Raw genomic sequence first — 23,934 nt, forward strand, 5'->3', positions numbered from 1 at the left:
TCTGGCGCAAGAAAAAACTTTGTCCTACACCCGCAGGCAACCGCACAAGGACCGCGCCCATGTTCACCGTCTCGCTGATCGCAGCCCCTGCCGCAGCCAATCTGGATGATGCCCTGCCCGGCGGTCTGGCCGACCGGTGGGGCGGCGACGTGACGCGCTGGCTGTCGCCGGGCGTGGCCGCCGAATTCGACATCGCGGTGCTTCCGGGCGATTCGGATCAGGTCTGGTCCGACCTGCAGGCCATCGGCATCGACCTGGCGATCCAGCCCGCGGGCGGGCGGCGCAAGCGCATCCTGATCGCCGACATGGATTCGACCATGATCGATCAGGAATGCATCGACGAACTGGCCGACATGGCGGGCTTTGGCCCCCGCGTGGCCCAGATCACCGCCCGCGCCATGAACGGAGAGCTGGACTTCAACGCTGCGCTGACCGAACGCGTGGCCTTGCTGGCGAACCTGCCGGAGGCGGTCATCACCCAGGTCCTGGCCGAACGCATCACCTATGCCGCGGGCGGGGCCGTGCTGGTCGCGACCATGCGCGCGCACGGGGCCTATACCGCGCTGGTCTCGGGGGGCTTCACCAGCTTCACCCGGGCCGTGGCCCAGACCCTGGGCTTTGACGAACATCGCGCCAACACGCTGCTGGCGCAGGACGGCGTGCTGACCGGACAGGTCGCCCTGCCCATCCTGGGCCGCGAGGCCAAGGTCGATGCCCTGACCCAGATCGCCGCCCGCCTCGGCACCACGCCCCAGAACGCGATCGCGGTGGGCGACGGCGCCAACGACCTTGGCATGATCCAACTGGCCGGTGCCGGCGTGGCGCTGCACGCGAAACCCGCGGTCGCCGCCCAGGCCCAGATCCGCATCAACCACGGCGACCTGACCGCGCTCTTGTACCTGCAGGGCTTCGCGGAGGAGGATTTCGTCACCCCCTGATTTCTCCTTTGTCCAAATACCCCTGCGACGATTGCCCCACCGAAAGTCCCGATGATGTTCGAACTGACCGCCGACCTGGTGATGCTGCTGATGATGGCGGCCTTTGCCGCAGGCTTCGTCGATGCCATCGCCGGCGGGGGCGGGCTGATCACGCTGCCCATCCTGATGCTGGCGGGACTGTCGCCCGCGCAGGCGCTGGCCACGAACAAGGTGCAGGGCGTCTTCGGCGCGGGGACGGCCGCGCTCAGCTATGCGGCGCGGGGTCTGGTCGATCTGCGCAGCCAGTGGAAATCCGCGCTGATCGCGGGGGCGGCGGGGGCCGCGGGGGCGGTGCTGGTCAGCGCGATCCCCACCGACGGGTTGCGGCTGATCCTGCCGGTCATCCTGATCGGCATCGCGTTGTTCTTTGCGCTGAAACCCGGACTGAACGACCTGGACCGCACGCGCCGCCTGACGCCCCTGGTCTTTGCGGCGACGGTGGTGCCGTTCGTGGGCTTCTATGACGGGCTGATCGGGCCGGGGGCGGGGGCGTTCTACATGATCGGGTTTGTCACGCTGGCCGGATACGGGGTTCTGAAGGCTACGGCCCATACCAAGCTGCTGAACTTCGCCTCGAACCTGGGCGGGCTGGGGGCCTTCGCGCTGGTCGGCCAGCCGCTGTGGCTTTTGGGCATGGCGATGGGGGCGGCGCAGATCGCGGGGGCGATGCTGGGCGCGCGGCTGGCCTCGCGCATCGGCGCGCGGCTGATCAAGCCGCTGCTGGTCGTGACCTCGACCCTGTTGGCGGGTCGGCTGATCTGGCAGATGATCTGAGACCGCGCATCCGGCGCCCGCTCTGCCAAGGGGCGTCTAGAGTCGATATATCATATAATACAATTGGTTAGGTGCACCGTACCACCTACATATACCACCTACCCTTACCCTATTTTTTTCCGTATGTTTTCGCTGCTGCTCGACGTTCTTTCCTGTTGCATGGCAGCCTAGTAGGGCGAACTTCGATATTATTAGTAAAAGAAAAGTCTTCAACATTATCCATATCAGCTATTTGTTCGCACTCTAAAAATGAGCTTCCGTTAACATGTAATTGCTGGGCGCTGCCGTTGAACACGGTATCAAAACCTTGGAATGAGACATAACTAATCTCTACGTTGGAGTTGGGTCCAAATGTGATGCGCGGCCTTATTCGTTTAATTATCATCAGCTTGACCTATTTCGCTGCACATCAACGTCTTTGGCTTCATCGCCCTCGTAAATAACTTGGCCGGGAAGATAGTTATCATGTATTTTTATATTTCCAGCCTTTCTAATCTTAATAGCAGGCGAAAAATGATGATCTTGCTGCTGCCCTGAAAGAGTGTGTTCGCCACCGGGGGAAGGTTCAAGGTTTTGGACTTCATTGAGTTTGGGTGTTGTATGCCATGCCGAATACACGGCCAACAGTATGCCAAGCACCATGAGCGCTATACCGGCAAAGAAAATAATCTCGTGAGAGTCTCTGAAAATTTCAGGCGCGACTTGTGATGCGAACGTGCCACCTAAACCAATGAGAGCGAGAGAAATTCCTATTATAAGCTGCCGTCTTTCCACTTAAGGCCTCCAATTCAAAAAATTGTTCTTATCCGTTACGCTAAGTCATTGCAAAACCACTGTATAGTCGCATCTGTTTCGCCTACAGATTTTTTTGTATTTATGGGATCACTGGCCAGGGGTAATTTCACTACAGCAGGCAAAGTCTCAGTTTATGTTGGCAATAAGTGGCGTTACCCACAACGAATCGGGGTGCCTAGGTTGAACGGATGGGGGACCCTAGCGAATCAGTAAGCAGAGTCTCCACTAAGGGAATCCCCACCTACGAAATTACAGGGTAGTCAAAGCTAAATCATTCAAGAAAGCGATAAACTGAGGCGCGACTAATCCCGACAGTCTCAGCTATCGTGTTGGGTTTCATTCCTTCACTGTGTAGCTGCCTCACCTTGTCAGCCTGACGCATGGCAGTAGGGGCGCGACCCTTGTACTTGCCCTCAGCCTTGGCCTTGGCAATGCCTTCTCTCTGACGCTCTAGCATGATGCTTCTTTCGAACTCAGCTACACCACCCATGATGTTCAGCATCAGCTTGCCAGTTGGGGTAGAGGTATCAATACCCATATCCAGTATCTTGAGTGCAGCACCCTTAGCTTGGATCATGGACAGCAGTTCGTGCAGGTGGGCTACAGAGCGGGCCAGACGATCAAGCTTAGTGACTATCAGCGTGTCACCTTCCCTGATGAACTCTAGTGCCTCATTAAGCTTCTGACGGGCTGTCACATCTACAGACGATACTTGCTCTACGAACAGCTTCTCACAACCTGCTTGGTGTAGGTCACGCTCTTGAGCGGCAAGTCCTGCGGTCTGGTCCAGGGTAGAGGTCCGGGCATATCCAACGAGCATGGTCTTAGTCTCCAATTGGGGAATCAGTCTCACTAGATTCTAAGATGTTATGTCCTGACCGTCTCAAAAAGTAAACACCATTTCAGTGAGACAGGATTCATGAGGCTATCGTCTCACAGGGGCTATCTCACACCAGCTTGCTTCATTGAGACCGGATGGGAGTAGGCCGGAGAAGCAGAAACATAGTTCACGTACGCCCTAGCTAATTTGGCCTTGTGCGGCTTCTACTGAGCGTAAGCAGAATGGGAGCAAACACGTGCAAGCGGACTCAACCAAAGCAGCAAGTGATGATCTGAACGCCTCCACCAACGCAGAGCGGGCGTATGACGTTGGGTCCTTCATGGTCAAGGCAACTGCGGGTGTCCTTGCACCTGTAGGCGGGGGCGTACTGGCGGCGGCATTTGATCTGATCGTGACAGACCCTGCGATAAGGCGACGAGACAAGTTCCTAACGGATGTGAATGAGCGTCTGACTGAGATGGAACAGTCCGGGGTAATTAGAGCAAAAGACTTGGAGGACAGTGAGGAAATATCGTCCTTACTCCTGAAAGCGGTACAGACTGCTACACGGTCATCAGGTAAGCAAAAGCTTGAAGCCCTCAAAGAGATCGTAGTTAAAGGTATTACTGCAAAGGAAGCTGCCAGCGCTTCGCAGGCCCAGGTGATGCTCGCGCTTGTGGACCGTATAACTGAGTATCATATCATCGCCTTGAACTGGCGATCTGCGCCTCGCCGTCAATATTCACTAGGTCAGATAAGAGACAATATTCCAGAAGGCGCTAGGCAAAGCCTGCATTATGGGCAACCAGTCTTCACAGACAAACAATCCTTACAAGAACCAGTAATAGTGTATCAGTACGGAGTCTCTGATTTTGTTTTGTATGTGGAGAAAGCAAGTAAGACGGCATTTGACGTAGCGGAAGCTGATCTCATAGCTCTCGGTCTCACAAAACCTATTTATCAGATGGAGGAGTACCTAGAAGGTAGGAAGAGAGAGAAAAGACAAACAAACACTATTATCGGGGCCGAAATATCCGAACTTGGTAAACACCTTTTACGATATATAGGACTTATGCAAAAAGAACAGAAAACCATCCGTCATGTAGTCGGCACGATGCCGGTGAAATAACAAATAATTATCTAATAACAGCGCTTTTCCCAATGATGCTTTCTATAAGTTTCTGTGAGTGTGAGGCTATTGCATGACTGTTTCTTAACGAGTGCAAGTTAAACTTTCTAACCATGGCCGAATCTACCTCGCATAGTTTCGGGACCCTACCAAACGCATCACGTACCAGCACCATGCAGTACTTCGGTGAAATAGGCATCCATAACTCAACATTCTCGTTTGCAAGACCGCTAGGTCCCCCGTTACCTATCATGTAGCAATATCTACTAGATAAAACGAATGAGTGCTTGCCTTTGCATATCCCCCATCTCACTGAAAATTCCTCGAGTGTTTTGTTTACATTCTTTAACGGCCTAATTCGGCCGCGGGCAAAGACCTCACGCTTAAATTTCTCAATGTAGGCCGGATTCTCTAGATCACGCCTAAATGCCTGTAGAACGTCTTCTGGAAAGTCCTGGGCAGGGGGTTCATTCAGTACCCTTTGTACCACACTATCCAATTCCAGCCCCTCGAATGCGTTTGGAGTTCGCTTCATCATCTCCACGACAACCAACCGCATACTACGCTCGGATTCATCAGAAAACACGGGCAACGCACCATCATCTAAGGCGGAAATTATTTGAGGGATAATTAAGCCAAGATGATTGTCCAAAGGACCATAGAACGCCCTCTCAATAACATCGCTCGGGGTGCTGTCATAGTTCACGGTGTAAAGGTTCTTCTCCTGAAACGTAGAGTCAATATTTCTAATCTCCGGCGCCATAAATAAACCTGTTCTAGAGCATCTCTCCGAATACCATATCCTGTCCTTCTCCCCTTCAATCACGAATGCGCGTTGAACGGTCTTTGGAATATAATGATGCCTGGTGCTACGTCGAGATTTTGCCATATTCTAAACCTAACGATAAATAATGGTTTGTAGAAGTCCATACATCTAGCATGCGCGTTATCAAGCGATATTTCACTGCTGCCGGAGAGCGACACGGTAAGCATTTTCCACCAAGTACGAACAATATACATATTAGAACTAAAGTAGAGCATAGTACTGAAATAGCGGAATAATCTCAACGATACATCACTACTTTTGCGGCATGTAAGCTATTGTTATCTAACTACCGTATTACAGCTTTAGATAAGGGAAATATGACGAGCGCCAGCGGATCAGCTATAACACTTACAGTGTTCTATCTGTCACTCTTTGCAGAGTGAAAATCCTTGGACTCCTGTCGGGACAATCTACAAAGATTAGCTACAAAATAAAACAGGTAACAAGTAGTCTAATTCGTATCTTCTATTTGATCATAGCCTATCAAGGCTGACCGATAGGTTTAGTAATTACCATATAGTGCCTAGCTACTGTAGTTCTTTAGCTTATGTCTTGATGACTGGACTTGTCAGTCTCAGCCTGTAGGCTAATTAATTAATAGGAGATAAGTACGTAACTACAGTTATACCCTTCTTACCTTATATTGTAGGGATTAATCATAGAAGGATGAAGCAACACGAGTCCAAGGAGTTCGCTACGTAGTAGTGACTGATAGGGCAGCGTAAGCTGTCATATCTGATCCGCTGGTGCTCGTTACTGCGATAGTTTTTAACACGTCTGTCTTACTAGTTTTATTCTAAGGGTCAGGCTAAATTTCCCTTTATTTTCCAAGGGTTAAGACCCCCAGTTGGGCACATTCCGCCCAACCCTGTAATAATTGACTGGCCAATCAATAATAAATCAGCCTCAATAGGCCACTGAAATAGCGCCATTCCCCCAACTTTATTTTCGCGAGTGACATGGTTTACACTGCAAAAATCAGTCAGGGTGCTTATATTACTAGTACGAGAAAAGCATCAAACTATTAGCAAGAATTATGCCGATAATTGATTAATAAATGTTTACTGCTACTTGAAATTTCGACCAATCGTACCTATATTAGATAGGTGAAAAGATTAGCACGTCTGCTGTCTACGTGTTGAGCAACCTACCGTCATTCGTTGCTAATAGACAGTTTCCTGGTTGTAAAGCCGAACTTAGCCCTATGGCAGACCTGTTGAGTGGGTCTAGCTGTAGGGCACCTCTTTTAATTTGAACCATCCAACATCATAATTGTGCAGTAACTCTTGGCGGAGAAACAAGAGCACAAGTCATACTCTGGTTACGACAGGGTATAAGCCGTAGATTCCCTCGCCGCCACGAGGTAGAGTCTGCGGTTTTTTCTATTCTTAGGCTAATTCCATGAAAACAATTCAAGTACTCGATGCCTTGCCTGGCACAGGTAAGTCTACTGCTATCTTCAACATGATGAAGAAGAACCAAGACAGTAAGTATATCTACGTATCACCACTACTTAGCGAAGTAGAAGAACGTATCCAAGCCGAACTACCAGAAATGCAGTTCAAGGCTCCAAGTGGCGACAGCGATACCAAGACAACAGATGCCTTAAAGCTACTCTTAGACGGTGAGAACATCGCCACCACTCACTCACTCTTTGCACTAATGAACCAGCGCCACTGGCAGGTTATCCGATCTCAGGGATACACACTGATCCTAGACGAAGAGATTAACGTAGTAGAAGAGTTTGCTTGTAAGTCCCGTGACGTCTCAATGATGGTAGAACAGGACAGTGCAGAGATTACTTGTCCCTACAATCAGGTCATTCTGAAAAAGCCTGTTTCCTATTTTGTAGGTGGCTCATTCGAGAACATCGCCAAGGAAGCAAGTAAGGGAAATCTCTATACCACCAAGACAAACACATTCCTAGTTACACAAATCCCCATCGAACTATTCAAAGCTGCTGAACAGACAATCATCATCACCTACATGTTTGAGGGTTGCGTACTCGAAAGGTTTCTCAGGCTTCATGGCATTGAATGGAAGTACCTGGAAATCCCTCTCTATAGATCAAATGACGATGTAATCAAAACACTACGGAACAACATCAAGTTTGTTCATATTCCAACTATGGACCCTGTGAAACGTATTAGCCTTTCATCAACTTGGTATAAGAGAACTGCTACACCTACACAGCTACAGCTAATCGGGAAGATTGTACGAGGGGTTAGGACCCATGCAGATAATGACGACAATAGGATCATGGCAGCACTGCCTAAGCTAAACGCCAGCAGAGGTCATAAGTATGTAGGTCGCCCAAAAGATCGGCCAGTGTCCAATGTCTATCTATCAGCCATGTCTAGAGCCACCAATGACCACTCGCATAAAGACGTGGTTCTACATTGCTATGATCGTTATCCCCATGTTTCCGTAAGCGCTTATTTCCAGTCACACGGTCTACCAATTGACAGTGACCAGTTTGCATTAAGTGAAATGATTCAATTTGTCTTTCGTAGTGCAGTACGTAACGGAAAGCCTATCTCGCTATTTGTAGCATCTACCAGAATGAAGAAACTCCTAGAAGATTGGCTCAACCAGCAAGAAGAAGAACTACTAGACTTAGCTATTTGAAAGAAAAATTATGATTACCTTATTTTACAAAATACGCGCCTTTGAGACATTGCCAGAAGATGAACTTGACAAGAAATCTAAGTTTGCAATCTACCTAAACGATAAATTTATAGGCTTGGTAAACAGCCCCTCATATGATGGCGCTAGGCTATTGCTCAAGATGGGGTTCGATCATGATACCCCTATGACTACTCAAGCACAGGATAGTGCACATCCTTCTTGGAGGCCTCAACCCTTATGGAAGTGGGCTAAGTGGACAACCGAAGAACAGTATGACCGTGCAGTACGTGTTAAATCGTTCTGGGAGTGGGAACGGGTAGGTGTTTTAGAGGGCGTAAAGCCTAACCAGGTCCCGACCTACCAGAACAGTACTAATACCGTTCCCCGCTACACTCGTCCCGACTGTGAGGCAGTAGCATGAACGTCAATCAAATCTCACAGAACAGACAAGAAACCAGTCATCACCCTTGGCATGTTCCATACTCACCAGAATGTATCTGTGTTGGCTGTAAGACCAAACCCTACTTTGACGGTGAAATCTATTTCAGTTGCTGTCTGAAATGCCTTGAGAAAAAGTCTCTAGGTCCATTTAGGAAAAGGCACTTCAAGGAAAATAGTTACTCAACACTATTCTGGTTGACCGACTATGAACGCGATAATTCAGGGAAAAAATTGAATGATTAAATTAAAGACAAACTGGTCTATCCTATCTCAAGATCAAGCTACAACCAAGAAGGTACAGGAACTTAAATATTACCTAGATAACCGATTATCTGTAGTCAAAGAGGCTGCACAGGATGATCTAGACCGTGTTCTCGTAAGCTTCCTAGCCTACGGCTCCAACGAGTACCAAATCAGTATGGACTCCATTCCAGATCAGGACAAAGAAGTCGTCTCGGTATGCAGGGATACACTCACAGGGAAGCTGCTACAGCGCACAAAAGGCCGGAATGGGTACAGGGTCAGGGAAGTTCAATTAGGGCCGTACAGCGTCACCACAACAGGTACAGAGAGCAAATTTAGGGTACTCACCAAGTACGGTTCTGTGATCCTGGACGATAGTTACCATGATATTACCCTAGATCAGCTTAAGACACTAAATTACTACCCTGTCTCGTCTATTACCGTAATTAAGCCCCATCTACAGACAAGTTGGTGTGTCACTAGTGAAGGTCCAGCGCTACGGTGGCAAGGTGTAGAATGTGATGAACTACCCGAAACAGGTCTATTCGCACAGATCAGGGACAGGGCAGTAGCTGACAACTGGATGACACTAGCCCCTTACGGAGAAGATACCATTCTCTGTGTCGATGCCAATCAGGCTTGTGTTGCCTTGAGAGCCGCTACAGCAAGAGTAACTGGACAACTTTTCAACTACTCTGTCTCATTCAAAGATCAGTTTGGACGGAAAGGTGTGACTTGGGGTAGCAAAGGCTAAGTTCCGCAATCATCAAATAAATATATCCCTACGGCATTAAATAGCTGTAGGGACTTTTTCTATCTTAAAGGAATGAATCAATGATCTTTAGTTTTCTTTACATAGCATCAGCACTAGCAGTAACCGTATCAGCTATGAATAATTCCTACACATTCGATAACTATAGTTAGTGACTACAGCAATCTTTTTTATTCATGACTGAATGATGATTAATCTAATCTGTAGCGTGATTACTATGGTATTGCGATCCTCTGCGGAAATATAGGACTTAACCCTACCCGTTCAAGGGTCTATCATGTCACTACATCAAATAAAGTTTGGAGCGTACAGCGGCGATAGTACTGTCAGCTGGGGTAGTTTACCTAGATGGTGTTCCGCCGCTTTACGGTGCCTTCTAGGGCTTCTGTGGCACTACTCAGGTGCTATTCCAGCAACCTCTGCCAAGATCATCTCCTTGACCTCATTGGGCATAGGGCCTTTTTTCTTGAAATTGTAGGTGCCGCCATTACTTAGCGGAAATTCCTTTTTAGGGTTCTTCGTCTTGTATTCTTTGATAATCTTTTCATCCCCTGAAAGAACCTTATTATTTTGTTTATTGTCTGCCCGTTGTCTTATCTTAAAATGTCTAATTACTTCTTCTTTCGTTATCCCAAGAAGATCAAACTTAGAGATGCCTGACAGAGACGATATGCTGTTAATTTTTTCTTTTATAGACTCGGCTTCACCTACAGCACTTGCCTTGATTTTCTCTCTAATCTTAGCTTGTTGTTCATCGTGTTCTTTGAGTTGTGCAAGCAGATCATCAATGTTTTCTTCTTTTGCCATTTCTAATTCCAATCTAGTGTGTTGATTGCTTCTTGTAGCTTAGGGAAAGGGGTATTGCCGCTTGAGTACCTGCCATATGACATAGTGGTGATCTTGTGTCCAAGCAATCTTGCAGCGATCAATTCATCTATGCCAGCAGCTTCAAGTTGGCTAGCTACGGATTTTCTGAAAGAGTGGAATACTAGGTCAGGACCGTACCCGCAGTTAGTTTTGATCCTACCAAACCGTTTTCCAATAGCGTTTGACCTGTCCCCGTACTTGTTTTCAGTCAGACCGGACAGAACGTACCCATCTACAGAACCCTTCACCAGTGAGGCTACAAGGCTCGCAATGTCTTTGTGTATGGGGATGGTTCTCAGGCCAGATTTAGTCTTTGCGTCTTGAATGACTAGTCTATCTTTCTTTACGTCACTAGTCTTGAGTGAGCAAATTTCCTCTAATCTACAGCCTGTGTATGCTGCAAGTTGGATCAAAGCGATCATTTGAGGGTCTTTCGTGGCTGCTATCAGCTTCTTGTAGTCGTCTACCTCAAAGTGTTTGCGGCTTTCTGCATTGATCTTCTTTTGAGTAGTCAACCTAGCAGGCACTACATCATCAAAGGGGTCAGGTAGGTTCAGGTCTTTCTTGTCCTGTAGGTACTTCCAGTACTGACGTGCATTGGAAACAATCTTCCTACAACTAAGCAGAGACAAGCCTTGTTCAGCAATCAGGTTAATCTCTACCCAATCCTTAACAGCCTTCTTTGTGGCATCCTTGGCGTACTTGAACTGTTTAGCGAAGCGTTTGACGTCAGATATGCGAATATCCTTAGTCTTTTCTTCTATGTAGGTCAGTGATTTATCGTAATCAGCAATGAACTGCTTGAGAAGGACAGTCTTACCCTTAGCAATCTCGTCTATCTCTGTCTTTTCCGTATCTGACAGTGCTGACGCAGGACCTACAACATTCATGATGTGCTGAATCATTTCAGTGGTCAGCTTGGGGGGGTCATCCTTCTTACGGGAATCCTTCTGCACCTTCACCAGAAAGGCCAAATCAGTCTCTGAAAGGTTGTTCCGCGCTGCTTCAATCTCTGCTTTCCAGCGTAAGACGAGAGCGTGTTTTCGTACCTCAGCTACCTTGAGCGAGTCAGTCTGCAATGACTGCTTGAACCGGACCTTGCCTAGCTTCGCACGTAGGCTCTTGGGCACCTCTAGTGTGGCGTAGTACCCGTTACGTTGCTTGACCAGATATTGTGCCATATTGACAACTACCACCTACGATTCCCACCTACACCAACCACAACAACCTGTTGTAGATCAATATATTTTCAGGAGTCCATAGGCTTAAGACGCATCCGGCGCCCGCTCTGCCAAGGGGCGCCGGTTCGGGGCACGGGAACGGGACGGGGGCATCCCGTGCCGCACAGTAAAGCACGGCTCCATGTCGGGGCTGTGACGGCCCTCAGGCGGGAAAGCCCGGCGCGCGGCGCAGGTTGCCCGTGACCATGCCGCGACAGTTCAGGATCGGTCCGTCCAGAAGCGCCTGCGCCGCCGGATGGGCCGCATCCAGCACGCCTAGGTGGATCAGCAGCGCGGTGATCGCGGCCTCGCTGGCGCGGGTGCCGCCATCGGTGATCTTCAGCGCGACGCCCAGGCCCTGGTCGGGCAGGATCGCCACGAACACCGCCTCGGCCCCGGTCTTGATCGCCGCGACGCCCCCCATCGCGCGCATCAGCTCGGTGCAGGACCGACCCTCGCCCGCGACCATCTCGGGGTGGCTGCGCATCGCGTCCACCAGCCGCCGCATGGCCTGGCCGCGCCGGTCGGTGCCGGGATTGGCGAACCGCGCCATTGCGCGGGCCAGCCCCTCGACCGTGCAGGCCCAGTTCGGGGCCGAACAGCCGTCGATGCCGAAACCGGGGCTCTCCTCGTCGGTGACTGCCTCGAAGGCCTCCTTGACGGCGCGCTGGACCGGGTGGTCGGGCTCGACATAATCCGGCCCGCCCTTCAGGTGGCGGTTCAGCGTCAGAAAGCCCGCATGCTTGCCCGAACAGTTGTTGTGCAGCTGGCAGGGCGCGGTGTCCGAACAGGTCAGGCGGCGGTTCTCCTCCGGGTCGCGGGGCATGTGACTGCCGCAGCGCAGGTCGGACTCGCCCAGGCCCAGCCCGGTCAGCCAGCCGTCCACGGCCGCGACATGCATCGCCGCCCCCGAATGGCTGGCGCAGGCCAGGGCCAGCTGGCGGTCGGTCAGACCCGCCGCATCGGCGGCACCGCTTTCCATCAGCGGCAGCGCCTGGATCATCTTGCACGACGACCGCGGATAGATCACCTGCCCGGGTCGCCCCCAGGCCTCGACCACGCCATGAGCGTCGCAGATCACGGCATGGCCGGCATGCAGGCTTTCGCGCATGTCGCCGCGCCACAGTTCGATCATTTCTGCGGACCGCATGTTTTCTCCCTGACAATTGCGCGATTGTGCTTGCGCAGCCTTTAACGGGCGGCGATTTTCGCTATCCTGACGACAGATGGTTGAAAAGACCACAGCAATCAGGAAGAACGCCGGGCGAAGCGGCGAATTGAATTGGCAGGAGGCCAGAGCATGATTACCACCACCCTGCGCGGCATGGGCGCCAGCCTTGTCCTGATCGCCGGACTGGGCACGGCGGTTGCGCAAGAATCCAGCAACGTCGTGGCGACCGAAGGGGACTGGACAGTCTTCGCGGCCGACAACCCGCGCGAATGCTGGGCAGTCTCGCCCCCGAAATCCACGCTGAACACCCGCGACGGTCAGCCGACCGAGGTGACGCGCGGCGACATCCGCCTGTACGTCGCCTACCGTCCCGGCCAGAACGGAGAGGTCAGCTTCAGCGGCGGCTATCCCTTCGCCCCGGATTCGACGGTCGAGGTCGATGTGGGCGGCCGCACGTTCAACCTGTTCACCGAGGGCGAGAGCGCCTGGACCGGCAGCCCGTCCGACGACGAGGCGATGATCGCGGCCCTGCGCGGCGGCTCGTCGGCGGTCGTGACCGGCCGTTCGGCACGCGGCACCACGACCAAGGACACGTTCAGCCTGTCGGGCATCACCGCCGCGACCAACAGCGCACGCGAGCGCTGCCAGTAACCGCAAGGTTGCAGTCCTGACGGAACCAAGGGGGCGGGCCGGTTGATTTCGGGCCCGCTTTCGCATATGTGGCTGTCTTTCGCCCCTTGGGCCGTTCCAACACCGGTGATCTTCATGACCGATCAGACCCCGTCTGCGCCGATCACGCAGGACGTGATGACGCTTCCGCGCAAGCTGCCCCAGGGCGGGCTGACGAACATCGTCGGCCTGACGCGTGCGCAGCTGCTGGACGCCCTGGTCGCGGCGGGCACGCCCGAGCGTCAGGCCAAGATGCGCGTGGGCCAGGTCTGGCAGTGGGTCTATCACTGGGGCGTGCGCGATTTCGCGCAGATGACCAACCTGGCCAAGGATTACCGCGCCCTGCTGGCGGCCAATTTCGAGATCACCCTGCCCGAGATGGTGACCCGTCAGGTCAGCAGCGACGGCACGCGCAAGTACCTAGTCCGCATCGCCGGCGGCCACGAGGTCGAGGTCGTCTACATCCCCGAGGAGGGCCGCGGCACGCTCTGCGTCAGCAGCCAGGTGGGCTGCACGCTGACCTGTTCGTTCTGCCATACCGGCACGCAGAAGCTGGTGCGCAACCTGACGCCCGGGGAAATCGTCGGTCAGCTGATGCTGGCGCGCGACGATTTGGGCGAATGGCCCGTCCAGGGCGCCCCCAAGGACGAGACGCGGCTGATCAGCAACATCGTCCTGATGGGCATGGGCGAGCCGCTGTACAATTTCGAGAACGTCCGCGACGCGATGAAGGTCGTGATGGACAACGAGGGCCTGTCCCTGTCGCGCCGCCGCATCACCCTGTCGACCAGCGGCGTCGTCCCCGAGATCGCGCGCACCGCGCAGGAGATCGGCTGCCTGCTGGCGGTCAGCTTCCACGCGACGACGGACGAGGTCCGCGACCGGCTGGTGCCAATCAACAAGCGCTGGAACATCGAGACGCTGCTGGCCGCGCTGCGGGACTATCCCCGCCTGACCAACAGCGAGCGGATCACCTTTGAATACGTGATGCTGGCGGGCGTCAACGACAGCGACGAGGACGCGCACCGCCTGGTCAAGCTGATCGAGGGCATCCCGGCCAAGATCAACCTGATCCCGTTCAACGAATGGCCCGGCGCCCCCTACAAGCGGTCCAGCAACAACCGCATCCATGCCTTCGCGAACATCATCCACAATGCGGGCTATGCCAGCCCGATCCGCACCCCGCGCGGAGAGGACATCATGGCCGCCTGCGGCCAGCTGAAATCCGCGACAGAACGCGGCCGCAAGTCCCGCGCCCAGATCGCGGCGGAAACCGCCTAGAACAGCCCGTCTGAACCTGCCGCGGGCCCGGTCACGGCACCTGCCACCGGCAGGCTGCTCGACGGCACCCTCCTGTGCGGATGGCACGCTCTACAGTGCGTTTGACGGTGATCGCCGCCGCGGCGTCACGGGAGTTTTTGCCTGTCGTCCGGTCCAAAGGCCTGTCTGCGATGCGTTTGGCCTCGCCGCGCACAAACAGTTTTGGCGCGTGACCCTTGGCCCTGTTCGTCGCATTTTCAGTGTGGCTTCATTGGCGACCTGTACCATCGTGATGCAGGTTGCGGCCTATGTGCTTGGCTGTTCGACGACGTTTGCAGCAGCAGGGGATACCCAAACCGGGAAACGTCCGCCAAGGGACGACCCTCCCACAACTCGTTTGGCACAATTGCGGGAGCAATGACCGTCAGCGCCGCCTGCCGCCGCGGGGCAGGGTGGTCCGGTTGCCGCGGGGCCCGGTCTGGACGGGGGTGTTGTCGCGGTTCTCGTCGTGCAGCTTGCGCCAGCGTTCCAGGCGGTTCGCGTCCAGCGTGCCGGCGCGCACGGCCGCCTGCACCGCGCAGCCCGGTTCATGCGCATGGGTGCAGTCGCGGAACCGGCAATGGGGGGCCAGTTCGGTGATCTCGGCGAACAGCATCTCGATGCCCACGGCGACATCGGCCACGTGCAGCGTGCGCATGCCGGGCGTGTCGATGACCCAGCCCCCGCCCGCCACCGGATGCAGCGACCGCGCGGTGGTGGTGTGCCGCCCCTTGGCGTCCGATTCGCGGATCTCGCCTGTCGCCTGGGCATCGCGGCCCGACAGCGTGTTCAGCAGCGTCGATTTGCCCACCCCGGACGAACCCACCAGCGCGACCGTCCGCCCCGGTCCGCACCAGGGCGCCAGCACCGCGGCCGCATCGGGCGACTTGGCGTTCAGCGCCACGACCTGCAACCCGCGCTGCAGGGTGCGGGCGCGGTCGATCCAGTCCGACGGGTCGTCGACCTTGTCGATCTTGGTCAGCACGATCACCGGGTCCGTCCCGGCTTCGTTCGCCAGGGCCAGATAGCGTTCCAGCCGCGCCGGGTTGAAATCATCGTTGCACGACGTGACCACGAACAGCGTGTCCACGTTGGCGGCGATCAGCTGGCGGGCATCCGCCCCCTCGGTCCGGCGGCGCAGCAGGGCGCGGCGGTCCAGCAGGCGGGCCACCACGCGCGTGTCGCCCTTGGCCAGCACCCAGTCGCCCACCGCATAGTCTGCGGTCGTGGCATGCAGCGGCAGGTCCAGCCGGACCTGGCCCGCCCCGGTTTCGGCCATCAGCCGCGACCGGTGCACCGCGGCGATGCGCATGGGCACCAGCCCCGCATCGTCATCGGTGACCTGATCGGCAAAGAAGGGCCCCCAGCCCAGATCGTCCAGCGCGCGTGTCATGCGATCTGCATGATCGGGCCACGGGCGCGATGCAAGCGTTTCATTCCGGCGACCAGGCGTCGATGATCGCCACGGCCTCGTCCGCGGTCTCGACATAGCGGATCAGGTCCAGGTCGGATGCGCTGATCGTGCCGGCGCGGGCCAGGGCCTGCCAGTTGATGATGCCGTCCCAGAACTCGGCCCCGAACAGCACGACCGGGATGCGGGCCATGCGGCCGGTCTGGATCAGGGTCAGCGCCTCGAACAGCTCGTCCAGGGTGCCGAAGCCGCCGGGGAAGACCGTGATCGCGCGGGCGCGCATCAGGAAATGCATCTTGCGGATCGCGAAATAGTGGAAGTTGAAGCACAGGTCCGGCGTGACATAGGGGTTGGGCGCCTGCTCGTGCGGCAGCACGATGCCCAGGCCGATCGACTGGCCGCCGACCTCCTGCGCGCCCAGGTTGCCCGCCTCCATGACGCCGGGGCCGCCGCCGGTGCAGATGACCAGTTCCTTGCCGCCCTGCGCCAGGCTGCGTTCGGTCATCAGGCGGGCGAACAGGCGCGCCTCGGTATAGTATTTCGACAGTTCGGCCAAGGCCGGGCTGCGGGCGTCGCGGGCCGCGCCGTCGGGCGCCGGGATGCGCGCGCCGCCGAACATCACCACGGTGGATTCGATGCCGTGTTCGTCCATGATCATCTGGGGCTTCAGCAGCTCCAGCTGCAGGCGGACGGGGCGCAGCTCCTCGCGCAGCAGAAAGTCGCGGTCGCTGAAGGCCAGCTGATAGGACGGCGCACGGGTCTGGGGCGTGTCGGGCACGTGCCGGGCGCGGGCCGCGTCGCGGCTGCTGGCGGGCAGGGTGTGGGCGCGGTCCTGTTCGGTCGTATCGGTCATCAAGGCCTCGGGGTGGGGGATGCGCGGATTGCGCGGGCATTGGTTGATGCTTATAGCCCACAGGCAACAGTTTCCACCCGGACGCGACAGCAGCAAGAGGCCAAGATGACCCAAGACCTGGAACAAGCCATCGAAACCGCGTGGGAGGCCCGCGCCGAGATCACCCCCGACACGCAGGGCGCCGCCCGCGAGGCCGTGCGCGAGACCCTGCACCAGCTGGACAGCGGTGCCCTGCGCGTGGCCGAAAAGCGCGGCGCCGACTGGCACGTGAACCAGTGGGCGAAAAAGGCGGTGCTGCTGTCCTTCCGCCTGAACGACATGGAGGAGATGGCCGGCGGTCCGCAGGGCACCTCGTGGTGGGACAAGGTTCCGTCCAAGTTCCACGGCTGGACCCAGGACGACTGGCGCCGCGCGGGGTTCCGCGCCGTGCCGGGCGCGATCGTGCGGCGATCGGCGTTCGTCGGCAAGGGCGCGGTTCTGATGCCGTCCTTCGTCAACCTGGGCGCCCATGTGGGCGAGGGCGCGATGATCGACACCTGGGCCACCGTCGGGTCCTGCGCGCAGATCGGCCGTAACGTCCACCTGTCGGGCGGCGTGGGCATCGGCGGCGTGCTGGAGCCGCTGCAGGCGGGGCCGACGATCATCGAGGACGACTGCTTCATCGGCGCGCGTTCGGAGGTGGTCGAGGGCTGCATCGTGCGCGAGGGATCGGTCCTGGGGATGGGCGTCTATATCGGCCAGTCGACCAAGATCGTCGACCGCGAGACCGGCAGCGTGACCTATGGCGAGGTTCCGGCGGGGTCTGTCGTGGTGTCTGGCACGATGCCGTCCAAGAACGGTGTGAACCTGTACTGTGCGGTGATCGTCAAGCGGGTCGACGCGCAGACGCGGTCCAAGACCTCGATCAACGAGCTGCTGCGCGACTGATGACCACGCTGTTCATCGATGCGGATGCCTGCCCGGTCAAGGCCGAGGCCGAGCGGGTGACCGTCCGCATGGGTGTGCCCATGGTGCTGGTCTGCAACGGGGGCCTCAGGATGCCCACGCATCCGCTGGTCCGGCTGCAGATCGTGTCCGCGGGCCCCGACGAGGCCGACAAGTGGATCGCCGACAGCTGCGGTCCCGGCGACGTGGTGGTGACGGGTGACCTGCCGCTGGCGGATCGCTGCATCAAGGGGGGGGCGGCGGTGCTGACACATGCCGGAGAGGTGCTGGACGTGCGCAACATCGGCCCACGGCTGGCCACGCGCGACCTGATGGCCGACATCCGCGCGGCGGACCCGTTCCACAAGGGCGGCGGGGCGGGGTTCGGCAAGGCCGACCGGGCACGGTTCCTGCAGTCGCTGGACCGGTTGCTGACCGCCGCACGCCGCGCGGGCTGAGCGCGGACCCCGCGACGCGTCCATGCGTTGCACCCCCGACAAGCAGGAGAATGCGATGAGCGATGACACCGTCATCACCGATCTGGTCGGCCGCGTGCGCAAGGGGGCCGAGGGCGACAAGGTCAGCGTCGGACAGATCGCCGAGGCCCTGGGCCAGGATTCGCTGCCCCCCAACCTGATGATCCCGGCCTTTGCGGTGGCGTCGCCCCTGTCGGGCGTGCCGCTGTTCTCCAGCATCTGCGGCCTGCTGATCGCGCTGGTGTCGGCGCAGATGCTGATCGGTCGCGATCACGTCTGGCTGCCGGGCTTCCTGATGCGGCGGCAGGTGTCCGGCGACCGGTTGCGCAAGGCGCTTGACTGGATGGAGAAGCCCGCGCGGTTCCTGGACCGGGTCAGCCACGAGCGGCTGACCCCGCTGGTGCGCCGGCCCATGCGCTGGATCGTGCAGGGAATCTGCCTGTGCTGCGGGCTGGTGATGCCGCTGCTGGAATTCATTCCGTTCACCTCGTCGCTGATGGGCGTGGTGGTCAGCCTGCTGGCGTTCGGCCTGCTGGCGCGGGACGGTGTCTTCGTGCTGCTGGGGTTCCTGGCGATCGGCGGGGTGGTCACGCTGGTCCTGACCCTGATGCCCTGAGCGAGGAGCGGTTGGCCGGGGCATCGAGCCCCGACCGACCGCTGCCGCGGCACGGGCCCAAGGCACGCGACGCGACATGGCGCCCCCGTCAGGCGGGCTTGATCTTGTCCGCGGTGCCGCCGGCGAAGGCCGCCAGCCTGTCGCGGGCCGCAGCCTGGGTGTTCACGACGCCGGCCACGGCGGCCTCAGCATAGGCTGCGTCCAGCGCGCTCATGTTCTGCATGTGGCTGATGGCCGAGCAGATGGCAAAGTTCGACAGCGGCGGGTTCTGTGCCGCCTTGCGCGCGATCTGCAGCGCATGGGCGGCCGGGTCGGCGACCATGTATTGGCACAGCCCCACCGACACGGCCTCGTCCCCGCGATAGAGGCGCCCGGACAGCATCATGTCGATCATCCGCGCCTTGCCGATTAGGTCGGCCACGCGGATCGTGGCGCCGCCGCCCGTGAACAGGCCGCGCTGCCCCTCGGGCAGGCCGAAATAGGTGCCGGGCCCCGCCACGCGGATATGCGCGGCGCTGGCCAGTTCCAGCCCGCCGCCCACGACCGCCCCCTGCAGGACGGCGATGACCGGCACGCCGCCATATTCCATGCGGTTGAACGCGTCGTGCCAGCGCAGGCAGACCTGCATGAAATCGGCGGCGCTGCGATCCTCGCGGTGGTGTTCCACCAGGTCCAGCCCGGCGCAGAAATGATCGCCCGCCGCGTCCAGGATCGCGGCGCGCACGCCCGCCCGCGGCAGGGTGGTGAAGATGTCGATCAGCTCCTCGATGGTGGCCAGGTCCAGCGCGTTGCGCTTGGCCGGGCGGTTCAGGGTGACGCGGGCGATGCCCTCGTCGTCCACCGCCAGCAGGATGTTCGACAGCCTCAGATCCGCGATGTCGCGCATGTCCGGTTCCCTCCCTTGAACGTGCGCGTCCGGGGATAGCCCGCCCCGCCGCCTGCGTCGAGGCGAAGTTCGCCGTTGGCAAACGCGTGCGAAAGGATCACCCTTGGACCATCCATCCAGGGAGGGATGCACCATGAAGGACCTGACCGACGCCGCGACCAACGCGGCAACCGCCGCCCGCCGCCGCGCCGCCATGGCCCGCGGCGTGGGCGTGATGACCGACCATTTCGCGGCCCATGCCGAAAACGCCACCGTCACCGACATCGAGGGCAACCGCCTGATCGATTTCGCCGCCGGCATCGCGGTGGTGAACACCGGCCACCGCCACCCCCGCGTGATCGAGGCCGTGCGCGCGCAGCTGGACGCCTTCACCCATACCTGCCACCAGGTCCTGCCCTATGAGAACTATGTCCGCCTGGCCGAGCGTCTGAACGACGCCACCCCCGGCGATTTCGCCAAGAAGACGATCTTTGTCACCACCGGGGCTGAGGCCTGCGAGAACGCGGTCAAGATCGCCCGCGCGGCCACGAAACGCGATGCGGTCATCGCCTTCACCGGCGCGTTTCACGGGCGGACCTTCATGGGGATGACGCTGACCGGCAAGGTGGTGCCCTACAAGAAGGGCTTCGGCGGCATGATGCCCGACGTCTTTCACGCGCCCTTCCCCTGCCCGCTGCACGGGGTCACGACCGAGGACAGCCTGGCCGCCATCGACAAGCTGTTCAAGGCCGACCTGGACCCCGCCCGCGTCGCCGCCATCGTGTTCGAGCCGGTGCAGGGCGAGGGGGGCTTCTATCCCGCGCCCACCGATTTCGTCGTGGCGATCCGCGCGCTGTGCGACCGGCATGGCATCGTGATGATCGCCGACGAGGTGCAGACCGGGTTCGCCCGCACCGGCCGCCTGTTCGCGATGGAGCATCACGGCGTCGCCGCCGATCTGGTGACTATGGCCAAGGGTCTGGGCGGCGGGCTGCCCATCGCCGCGGTCACGGGCCGGGCGGAGATCATGGACGCGGCCGAGCCGGGGGGCTTGGGCGGCACCTATGGCGGCAACCCACTGGGAATCGCGGCGGGCCTGGCGGTGCTGGACGTGATCGAGGAGGAGGGCCTGTGCGAACGCGCCGACAGTCTGGGCGCGGCGCTGAAGGCGCGGCTGGAGGCGATCCAGCCCCGCATGCCGGAACTGGCCGACATCCGCGGCCCGGGCTTCATGGTCGCGGCCGAGTTCATCGGGCCGGACGGGCCCGATGCAGGCCTGACCGCGCGGGTGCGCGAACAGGCGCTGGCGCGGGGGCTACTGCTGCTGACCTGCGGGGTGCATGGCAACGTGATCCGCTTCCTGGCGCCGCTGACCATCCCGGACGACCAGTTCGCGCAGGCGCTGGACATCCTGGAGGAGGCGATGCTGGCCGCGCGCGCCTAGGCGCCGATCAGCACCATCAGCGCGGGGATGGTCAGGATGCTGGCCGCGGTCGAGATCAGGATCGCGGTCGACACCCGCTGCTGCGCCAGCCCGAAATGCTGGGCCAGGATATAGACGTTGCCCGCGACCGGCAGGCCCGCCGCGACCACCATGACTCCCGCCGACACGGGATCGACCCCGAAGGCCCAGGCCGCCAGACCCACCGCGGCCGGGTGCAGGACCAGCTTGGCCCCCGACAGCCAGGCCGACGGGGCCAGCCGCGCCAGGCTGCGCCCCGCCAGGCTGGCGCCGATGGCGAACAGCGCGCCCGGCGTGGCGGCTGCCCCCAGGATCGACAGGAATTCGTCCAGGGGGGCAGGCATGGGCAGGCCCAGCCCGCCCCAGGACAGGCCCGCGACCATCGCCAGGATCATCGGGTTGGCCGCGATCCCCCGCAGCACCGGCACAATCGCGGCGACGCCGACCCCGCCATTGCGCGAGGCATGCACGATCAGCGTGATCAGCGTGGAAAAGACCAGCATGTCGATGATCAGCACCATCAGCACCGGCCCGATCGCCGCCGGGCCCAGCAGCACGACCAGCATCGGCACGCCCAGAAAGCCGGTGTTGCCGATCATGCAGCACTGCGCCTCCATCGCGGCCTCGGCCAGGCCCAGGCCGCGGGCGCGCGCGACCCACAGGCCCACCGCCCAGACCGCCGTGGAGCCTGCCAGATAGCCCAGCACGAAGCGCAGATCGAACAGCCGACCCAGATCGACCCCCGCGGCAAAGCGGAACAGCATCGCCGACAGCGCGAAATAGAACACGAACTTCGTCAGCCAGGCCGCGCCCTGGGCAGGAAAGAACCGCGTGGCGGCGGCGACCCAACCCAGCCCGATCAGGGCGAAGAAGGGCAGGGTCTTGAGCAGGATCTCGGTCATCTGGCCCCCGGGGCGGGGGCCGTCAGCCCGATCCGATCAGCACCCCCACGGCCAGCACCAGACCACCGCCCACGACGACTTGCAAGACGGCCCGCCAGAAGGGCGTCTGCATCCAGCGGTTCTGGATCCAGGCGATGGCCCACAGCTCGACAAAGACCACCAGGATGGCGATGGTGGTCGCAGTCCAGAAATCCGGGATCAGATAGGGCAGGGCGTGCCCCATCCCGCCCACGGTGGTCATCACCCCCGACGACAGCCCGCGCTTCAGTGGTGATCCGCGCCCCGACACCACGCCGTCATCGGACGCGGCCTCGGTAAAGCCCATGCTGATGCCCGCGCCGATGCTGGCGGCGGCGCCCACCAGGAAGGTCGTCCAGGGGTCCTGCGTGGCGAAGGCCACCGCAAAGATCGGCGCCAGGGTCGAGACGCTGCCATCCATCAGCCCCGCCAGGCCCGGCTGCACCCAGGTCAGGACGAAGTCGCGATGGGCGACGGCATCCTCCTCGGCGCGGGCATCGGCGGACAGCAGCGCCTCGGACAGCTCGTGGGCGCGGTTCTCATGGCCGCGTTCGGCGGCGGCCAGATCACCCAGCAGCTTGCGCGTGCCGGCGTCCTGGCTGACCTGGGCGGCATGGGCATAGAACTCCGCCGCGTCGCGTTCCATGCCCGCGGCCTCGGCGCGGATGCGGTCCAGCGACAGGTTCTCGATCATCCAGGCGGGGCGGCGGGTGACATAGCCCGCGACATGTTCGCGGCGGATCACGGCGATGGCGTCACCCCACCGGCGCTGGTGCATGTCCAGCAGCAGGCGGCGGTGGCCGTCCTCCTCGGCGCTCATGGCGTCGAACACGGCGGCACTGGCGGGATAGTCCTTGCGCAGGAACGCCGCCCAGTTGCGATAGATGCGCGCGTCATCCTCCTCGGAGGCGATGGCCAGGGCCACGATCTCTTGCTCCGTCAACTCCGACAGGCGCTTGCGGGAGGGCAGGAAGGGCATGGTCATCGTCGGTGCTCAACTCTCTTCGGGGGCAGGATCGGCTGCCTGTCCGGTCGCGGGGCCGCGCCTGACCGTGAATTCCATGACGCCGTCGCCCAGATCGCGCATCCCGATCATGGCATGCCCGGCCTGCCCGCAGAAATGCGGCACATCGACCATCGCCATGCCGTCCGTCGCGATCAGCCGTATGGTCGCCCCCGCAGGCATCGCCAGCAGCGCCTTGCGCAGGCGCAGCACCGGCAGGGGACACAGCAGCCCCCGCGCGTCCAGGTCCGTCACGACGCCGCCGCGAATCGGTCCAGGCACCAGGACCGCAGCTGGTCGGGCCGGATTTGCACCGCCAGATCGCCCGCGAAATCCAGGAACGCCGCCTGCTGCTGGCGCGGCACATAGAGGATCACCGGCTGCCCGTCGGCCACCGCCTGGCCGATCAGGTCACGAAAGCCGCGGCCCATCGCCTCCTGCCGGCCGAACTTGGGGATCACCACCAGGCCCGCGCCGGCCAGGTGGGGCGCGGTGCGCGCCACCGCCTCCTCCAGCGCGCCGGTATCCAGCCTGCAGCCCTGCGCTCCCGGCCCAAGCGACTGAGAGATGCGGACCGGATCGCCGGGATCGCCCAGCACGATCATCTCCATGTCGCAGGCGCAGTCGGGGCCCAGGTCCAGGTTGCGCTGCACCGCCCCCGCCACGGGCAGTCCGCGCGCGCGCAGGTCCGCCGCCAGCGCCTCCAGCGCCAGGTCGGCCGCGCCGGGCGTCGTGTCGGTGTCGTTCGTGAACCAAGCCAGCATGCCGACCCC

At 59.3% G+C, this 23,934-nt stretch carries 24 protein-coding genes; 11 read left to right on the forward strand and 13 right to left on the reverse strand.

Translation table 11 applies throughout. The annotated features are described in order from the left end of the window. Nucleotides 1-59 precede the first annotated feature (59 nt). Nucleotides 60-938 carry a phosphoserine phosphatase SerB gene (serB, locus tag GBO37_RS04310; RefSeq protein WP_252927431.1) on the forward strand — a complete coding sequence of 293 codons (879 nt, stop codon included), beginning with the start codon at nucleotides 60-62 and terminating at the stop codon, nucleotides 936-938. 54 nt (nucleotides 939-992) lie between these two features. Then, nucleotides 993-1,751, forward strand: coding sequence for a TSUP family transporter (locus tag GBO37_RS04315; protein ID WP_045983076.1), 759 nt, complete (start codon nucleotides 993-995; stop codon nucleotides 1,749-1,751). Between the two features lie 384 nt (nucleotides 1,752-2,135). On the opposite strand, the gene GBO37_RS04320 is transcribed toward GBO37_RS04315, so the two are convergent. After that, nucleotides 2,136-2,525 carry a Ycf66 family protein gene (locus GBO37_RS04320; RefSeq protein WP_252927433.1) on the reverse strand — a complete coding sequence of 130 codons (390 nt, stop codon included), beginning with the start codon at nucleotides 2,523-2,525 and terminating at the stop codon, nucleotides 2,136-2,138. Nucleotides 2,526-2,817: 292 nt separating this feature from the next. Beyond that, nucleotides 2,818-3,366, reverse strand: a complete 549-nt coding sequence (locus GBO37_RS04325; RefSeq protein ID WP_252927487.1) for a recombinase family protein — start codon at nucleotides 3,364-3,366, stop codon at nucleotides 2,818-2,820. A gap of 256 nt (nucleotides 3,367-3,622) precedes the next feature. On the opposite strand from GBO37_RS04325, the gene GBO37_RS04330 reads away from it, so the two are divergent. Beyond that, nucleotides 3,623-4,495 carry a hypothetical protein gene (locus tag GBO37_RS04330; protein ID WP_252927434.1) on the forward strand — a complete coding sequence of 291 codons (873 nt, stop codon included), beginning with the start codon at nucleotides 3,623-3,625 and terminating at the stop codon, nucleotides 4,493-4,495. A 7-nt stretch (nucleotides 4,496-4,502) separates the two neighbouring features. Here the strand turns inward: GBO37_RS04330 and GBO37_RS04335 are convergent, their stop codons facing one another. Then, nucleotides 4,503-5,384 (reverse strand): DUF4238 domain-containing protein, encoded by an 882-nt coding sequence (locus GBO37_RS04335; RefSeq protein WP_252927437.1) that lies wholly within the window; start codon nucleotides 5,382-5,384, stop codon nucleotides 4,503-4,505. A 1,338-nt stretch (nucleotides 5,385-6,722) separates the two neighbouring features. On the opposite strand from GBO37_RS04335, the gene GBO37_RS04340 reads away from it, so the two are divergent. Continuing rightward, the gene (locus tag GBO37_RS04340) at nucleotides 6,723-7,949 is read left to right on the forward strand and encodes a hypothetical protein (RefSeq protein ID WP_252927440.1); all 1,227 of its coding nucleotides are present in this window, start codon (nucleotides 6,723-6,725) and stop codon (nucleotides 7,947-7,949) included. A gap of 676 nt (nucleotides 7,950-8,625) precedes the next feature. Continuing rightward, nucleotides 8,626-9,387 (forward strand): hypothetical protein, encoded by a 762-nt coding sequence (locus tag GBO37_RS04345; protein ID WP_252927443.1) that lies wholly within the window; start codon nucleotides 8,626-8,628, stop codon nucleotides 9,385-9,387. A gap of 411 nt (nucleotides 9,388-9,798) precedes the next feature. On the opposite strand, the gene GBO37_RS04350 is transcribed toward GBO37_RS04345, so the two are convergent. The 3 genes from GBO37_RS04350 to GBO37_RS04360 form a co-directional block, all read right to left on the reverse strand. Continuing rightward, on the reverse strand, nucleotides 9,799-10,212 hold the full coding sequence (locus tag GBO37_RS04350; RefSeq protein WP_252927446.1) for a hypothetical protein: 414 nt from the start codon (nucleotides 10,210-10,212) through the stop codon (nucleotides 9,799-9,801). 2 nt (nucleotides 10,213-10,214) lie between these two features. After that, nucleotides 10,215-11,453: a tyrosine-type recombinase/integrase gene (locus GBO37_RS04355; RefSeq protein WP_252927448.1), complete on the reverse strand. Its 1,239-nt coding sequence runs from the start codon at nucleotides 11,451-11,453 to the stop codon at nucleotides 10,215-10,217. Nucleotides 11,454-11,655: 202 nt separating this feature from the next. After that, nucleotides 11,656-12,642, reverse strand: coding sequence for an asparaginase (locus GBO37_RS04360; protein WP_252927451.1), 987 nt, complete (start codon nucleotides 12,640-12,642; stop codon nucleotides 11,656-11,658). 150 nt (nucleotides 12,643-12,792) lie between these two features. Here GBO37_RS04360 and GBO37_RS04365 point away from each other — a divergent pair, with 150 nt between their 5' ends. Then, on the forward strand, nucleotides 12,793-13,314 hold the full coding sequence (locus GBO37_RS04365; protein ID WP_046000420.1) for an invasion associated locus B family protein: 522 nt from the start codon (nucleotides 12,793-12,795) through the stop codon (nucleotides 13,312-13,314). Nucleotides 13,315-13,428: 114 nt separating this feature from the next. Then, a complete protein-coding gene (gene rlmN / locus GBO37_RS04370) occupies nucleotides 13,429-14,613 on the forward strand; it encodes a 23S rRNA (adenine(2503)-C(2))-methyltransferase RlmN (RefSeq protein WP_045983077.1) in 1,185 nt (394 codons plus the stop codon). Between the two features lie 403 nt (nucleotides 14,614-15,016). Here the strand turns inward: rlmN and rsgA are convergent, their stop codons facing one another. Both rsgA and GBO37_RS04380 read right to left on the reverse strand, forming a co-directional pair. Then, nucleotides 15,017-16,024, reverse strand: coding sequence for a ribosome small subunit-dependent GTPase A (gene rsgA, locus GBO37_RS04375; RefSeq protein WP_252927453.1), 1,008 nt, complete (start codon nucleotides 16,022-16,024; stop codon nucleotides 15,017-15,019). Between the two features lie 40 nt (nucleotides 16,025-16,064). Next, the gene (locus GBO37_RS04380) at nucleotides 16,065-16,895 is read right to left on the reverse strand and encodes an LOG family protein (protein ID WP_252927455.1); all 831 of its coding nucleotides are present in this window, start codon (nucleotides 16,893-16,895) and stop codon (nucleotides 16,065-16,067) included. A gap of 105 nt (nucleotides 16,896-17,000) precedes the next feature. Between GBO37_RS04380 and dapD the strand changes: the two genes are divergently transcribed. The 3 genes from dapD to GBO37_RS04395 are packed head-to-tail and all read left to right on the forward strand — an operon-like array spanning nucleotide 17,001 to nucleotide 18,911. Further along, entirely contained in the window at nucleotides 17,001-17,822 is an 822-nt protein-coding gene (dapD, locus tag GBO37_RS04385) for a 2,3,4,5-tetrahydropyridine-2,6-dicarboxylate N-succinyltransferase (RefSeq protein WP_127897455.1), read from the forward strand. After that, nucleotides 17,822-18,277: a YaiI/YqxD family protein gene (locus GBO37_RS04390; RefSeq protein WP_252927457.1), complete on the forward strand. Its 456-nt coding sequence runs from the start codon at nucleotides 17,822-17,824 to the stop codon at nucleotides 18,275-18,277. The genes dapD and GBO37_RS04390 overlap by 1 nt, the downstream gene beginning before the upstream one ends. Before the next feature lie 55 nt (nucleotides 18,278-18,332). Next, nucleotides 18,333-18,911, forward strand: a complete 579-nt coding sequence (locus tag GBO37_RS04395; RefSeq protein WP_046000416.1) for an exopolysaccharide biosynthesis protein — start codon at nucleotides 18,333-18,335, stop codon at nucleotides 18,909-18,911. Nucleotides 18,912-18,999: 88 nt separating this feature from the next. Here the strand turns inward: GBO37_RS04395 and GBO37_RS04400 are convergent, their stop codons facing one another. Next, nucleotides 19,000-19,797 (reverse strand): crotonase/enoyl-CoA hydratase family protein, encoded by a 798-nt coding sequence (locus GBO37_RS04400; protein ID WP_252927460.1) that lies wholly within the window; start codon nucleotides 19,795-19,797, stop codon nucleotides 19,000-19,002. A gap of 133 nt (nucleotides 19,798-19,930) precedes the next feature. Between GBO37_RS04400 and GBO37_RS04405 the strand changes: the two genes are divergently transcribed. Beyond that, on the forward strand, nucleotides 19,931-21,220 hold the full coding sequence (locus tag GBO37_RS04405) for a 4-aminobutyrate--2-oxoglutarate transaminase (protein WP_252927462.1): 1,290 nt from the start codon (nucleotides 19,931-19,933) through the stop codon (nucleotides 21,218-21,220). On the opposite strand, the gene GBO37_RS04410 is transcribed toward GBO37_RS04405, so the two are convergent. Genes GBO37_RS04410 through GBO37_RS04425 form a run of 4 tightly spaced genes read right to left on the reverse strand, consistent with a single transcriptional unit; the run spans nucleotide 21,217 to nucleotide 23,925 of the window. Beyond that, entirely contained in the window at nucleotides 21,217-22,140 is a 924-nt protein-coding gene (locus GBO37_RS04410; RefSeq protein WP_252927464.1) for an AEC family transporter, read from the reverse strand. The two genes, GBO37_RS04405 and GBO37_RS04410, sit on opposite strands and share 4 nt — an antisense overlap. A 22-nt stretch (nucleotides 22,141-22,162) precedes the next feature. Then, nucleotides 22,163-23,137 carry an iron exporter MbfA gene (mbfA, locus tag GBO37_RS04415; RefSeq protein WP_252927489.1) on the reverse strand — a complete coding sequence of 325 codons (975 nt, stop codon included), beginning with the start codon at nucleotides 23,135-23,137 and terminating at the stop codon, nucleotides 22,163-22,165. Nucleotides 23,138-23,152: 15 nt separating this feature from the next. Beyond that, complete coding sequence (locus GBO37_RS04420) at nucleotides 23,153-23,416, reverse strand: sulfurtransferase TusA family protein (RefSeq protein WP_338045326.1); 264 nt, start codon at nucleotides 23,414-23,416, stop codon at nucleotides 23,153-23,155. Continuing rightward, nucleotides 23,413-23,925, reverse strand: coding sequence for a DUF2478 domain-containing protein (locus tag GBO37_RS04425; RefSeq protein ID WP_148910578.1), 513 nt, complete (start codon nucleotides 23,923-23,925; stop codon nucleotides 23,413-23,415). Before GBO37_RS04425 ends, GBO37_RS04420 begins: the two co-directional genes overlap by 4 nt. Nucleotides 23,926-23,934 lie beyond the last annotated feature (9 nt).

Source organism: Paracoccus sp. 08 (genome assembly GCF_024105395.1).
Taxonomy (GTDB): Bacteria; Pseudomonadota; Alphaproteobacteria; order Rhodobacterales; family Rhodobacteraceae; genus Paracoccus; species Paracoccus marcusii.

What these genes read in the sequence shown, in the direction of transcription:
- GBO37_RS04425 (WP_148910578.1), bottom strand. Translation starts at nt 23,925, where the DNA reads ATGCTGGCTTGGTTCACGAACGACACCGACACGACGCCCGGCGCGGCC.
- GBO37_RS04335 (WP_252927437.1), bottom strand. Translation starts at nt 5,384, where the DNA reads ATGGCAAAATCTCGACGTAGCACCAGGCATCATTATATTCCAAAGACC.
- GBO37_RS04395 (WP_046000416.1), top strand. Translation starts at nt 18,333, where the DNA reads ATGAGCGATGACACCGTCATCACCGATCTGGTCGGCCGCGTGCGCAAG.
- GBO37_RS04340 (WP_252927440.1), top strand. Translation starts at nt 6,723, where the DNA reads ATGAAAACAATTCAAGTACTCGATGCCTTGCCTGGCACAGGTAAGTCT.
- mbfA (WP_252927489.1), bottom strand. Translation starts at nt 23,137, where the DNA reads ATGCCCTTCCTGCCCTCCCGCAAGCGCCTGTCGGAGTTGACGGAGCAA.
- GBO37_RS04360 (WP_252927451.1), bottom strand. Translation starts at nt 12,642, where the DNA reads ATGCGGTCCGCAGAAATGATCGAACTGTGGCGCGGCGACATGCGCGAA.
- GBO37_RS04410 (WP_252927464.1), bottom strand. Translation starts at nt 22,140, where the DNA reads ATGACCGAGATCCTGCTCAAGACCCTGCCCTTCTTCGCCCTGATCGGG.
- rsgA (WP_252927453.1), bottom strand. Translation starts at nt 16,024, where the DNA reads ATGACACGCGCGCTGGACGATCTGGGCTGGGGGCCCTTCTTTGCCGAT.
- GBO37_RS04400 (WP_252927460.1), bottom strand. Translation starts at nt 19,797, where the DNA reads ATGCGCGACATCGCGGATCTGAGGCTGTCGAACATCCTGCTGGCGGTG.
- GBO37_RS04365 (WP_046000420.1), top strand. Translation starts at nt 12,793, where the DNA reads ATGATTACCACCACCCTGCGCGGCATGGGCGCCAGCCTTGTCCTGATC.
- GBO37_RS04380 (WP_252927455.1), bottom strand. Translation starts at nt 16,895, where the DNA reads ATGACCGATACGACCGAACAGGACCGCGCCCACACCCTGCCCGCCAGC.
- serB (WP_252927431.1), top strand. Translation starts at nt 60, where the DNA reads ATGTTCACCGTCTCGCTGATCGCAGCCCCTGCCGCAGCCAATCTGGAT.
- GBO37_RS04390 (WP_252927457.1), top strand. Translation starts at nt 17,822, where the DNA reads ATGACCACGCTGTTCATCGATGCGGATGCCTGCCCGGTCAAGGCCGAG.
- GBO37_RS04350 (WP_252927446.1), bottom strand. Translation starts at nt 10,212, where the DNA reads ATGGCAAAAGAAGAAAACATTGATGATCTGCTTGCACAACTCAAAGAA.
- dapD (WP_127897455.1), top strand. Translation starts at nt 17,001, where the DNA reads ATGACCCAAGACCTGGAACAAGCCATCGAAACCGCGTGGGAGGCCCGC.
- GBO37_RS04315 (WP_045983076.1), top strand. Translation starts at nt 993, where the DNA reads ATGTTCGAACTGACCGCCGACCTGGTGATGCTGCTGATGATGGCGGCC.
- GBO37_RS04405 (WP_252927462.1), top strand. Translation starts at nt 19,931, where the DNA reads ATGAAGGACCTGACCGACGCCGCGACCAACGCGGCAACCGCCGCCCGC.
- rlmN (WP_045983077.1), top strand. Translation starts at nt 13,429, where the DNA reads ATGACCGATCAGACCCCGTCTGCGCCGATCACGCAGGACGTGATGACG.
- GBO37_RS04345 (WP_252927443.1), top strand. Translation starts at nt 8,626, where the DNA reads ATGATTAAATTAAAGACAAACTGGTCTATCCTATCTCAAGATCAAGCT.
- GBO37_RS04325 (WP_252927487.1), bottom strand. Translation starts at nt 3,366, where the DNA reads ATGCTCGTTGGATATGCCCGGACCTCTACCCTGGACCAGACCGCAGGA.
- GBO37_RS04355 (WP_252927448.1), bottom strand. Translation starts at nt 11,453, where the DNA reads ATGGCACAATATCTGGTCAAGCAACGTAACGGGTACTACGCCACACTA.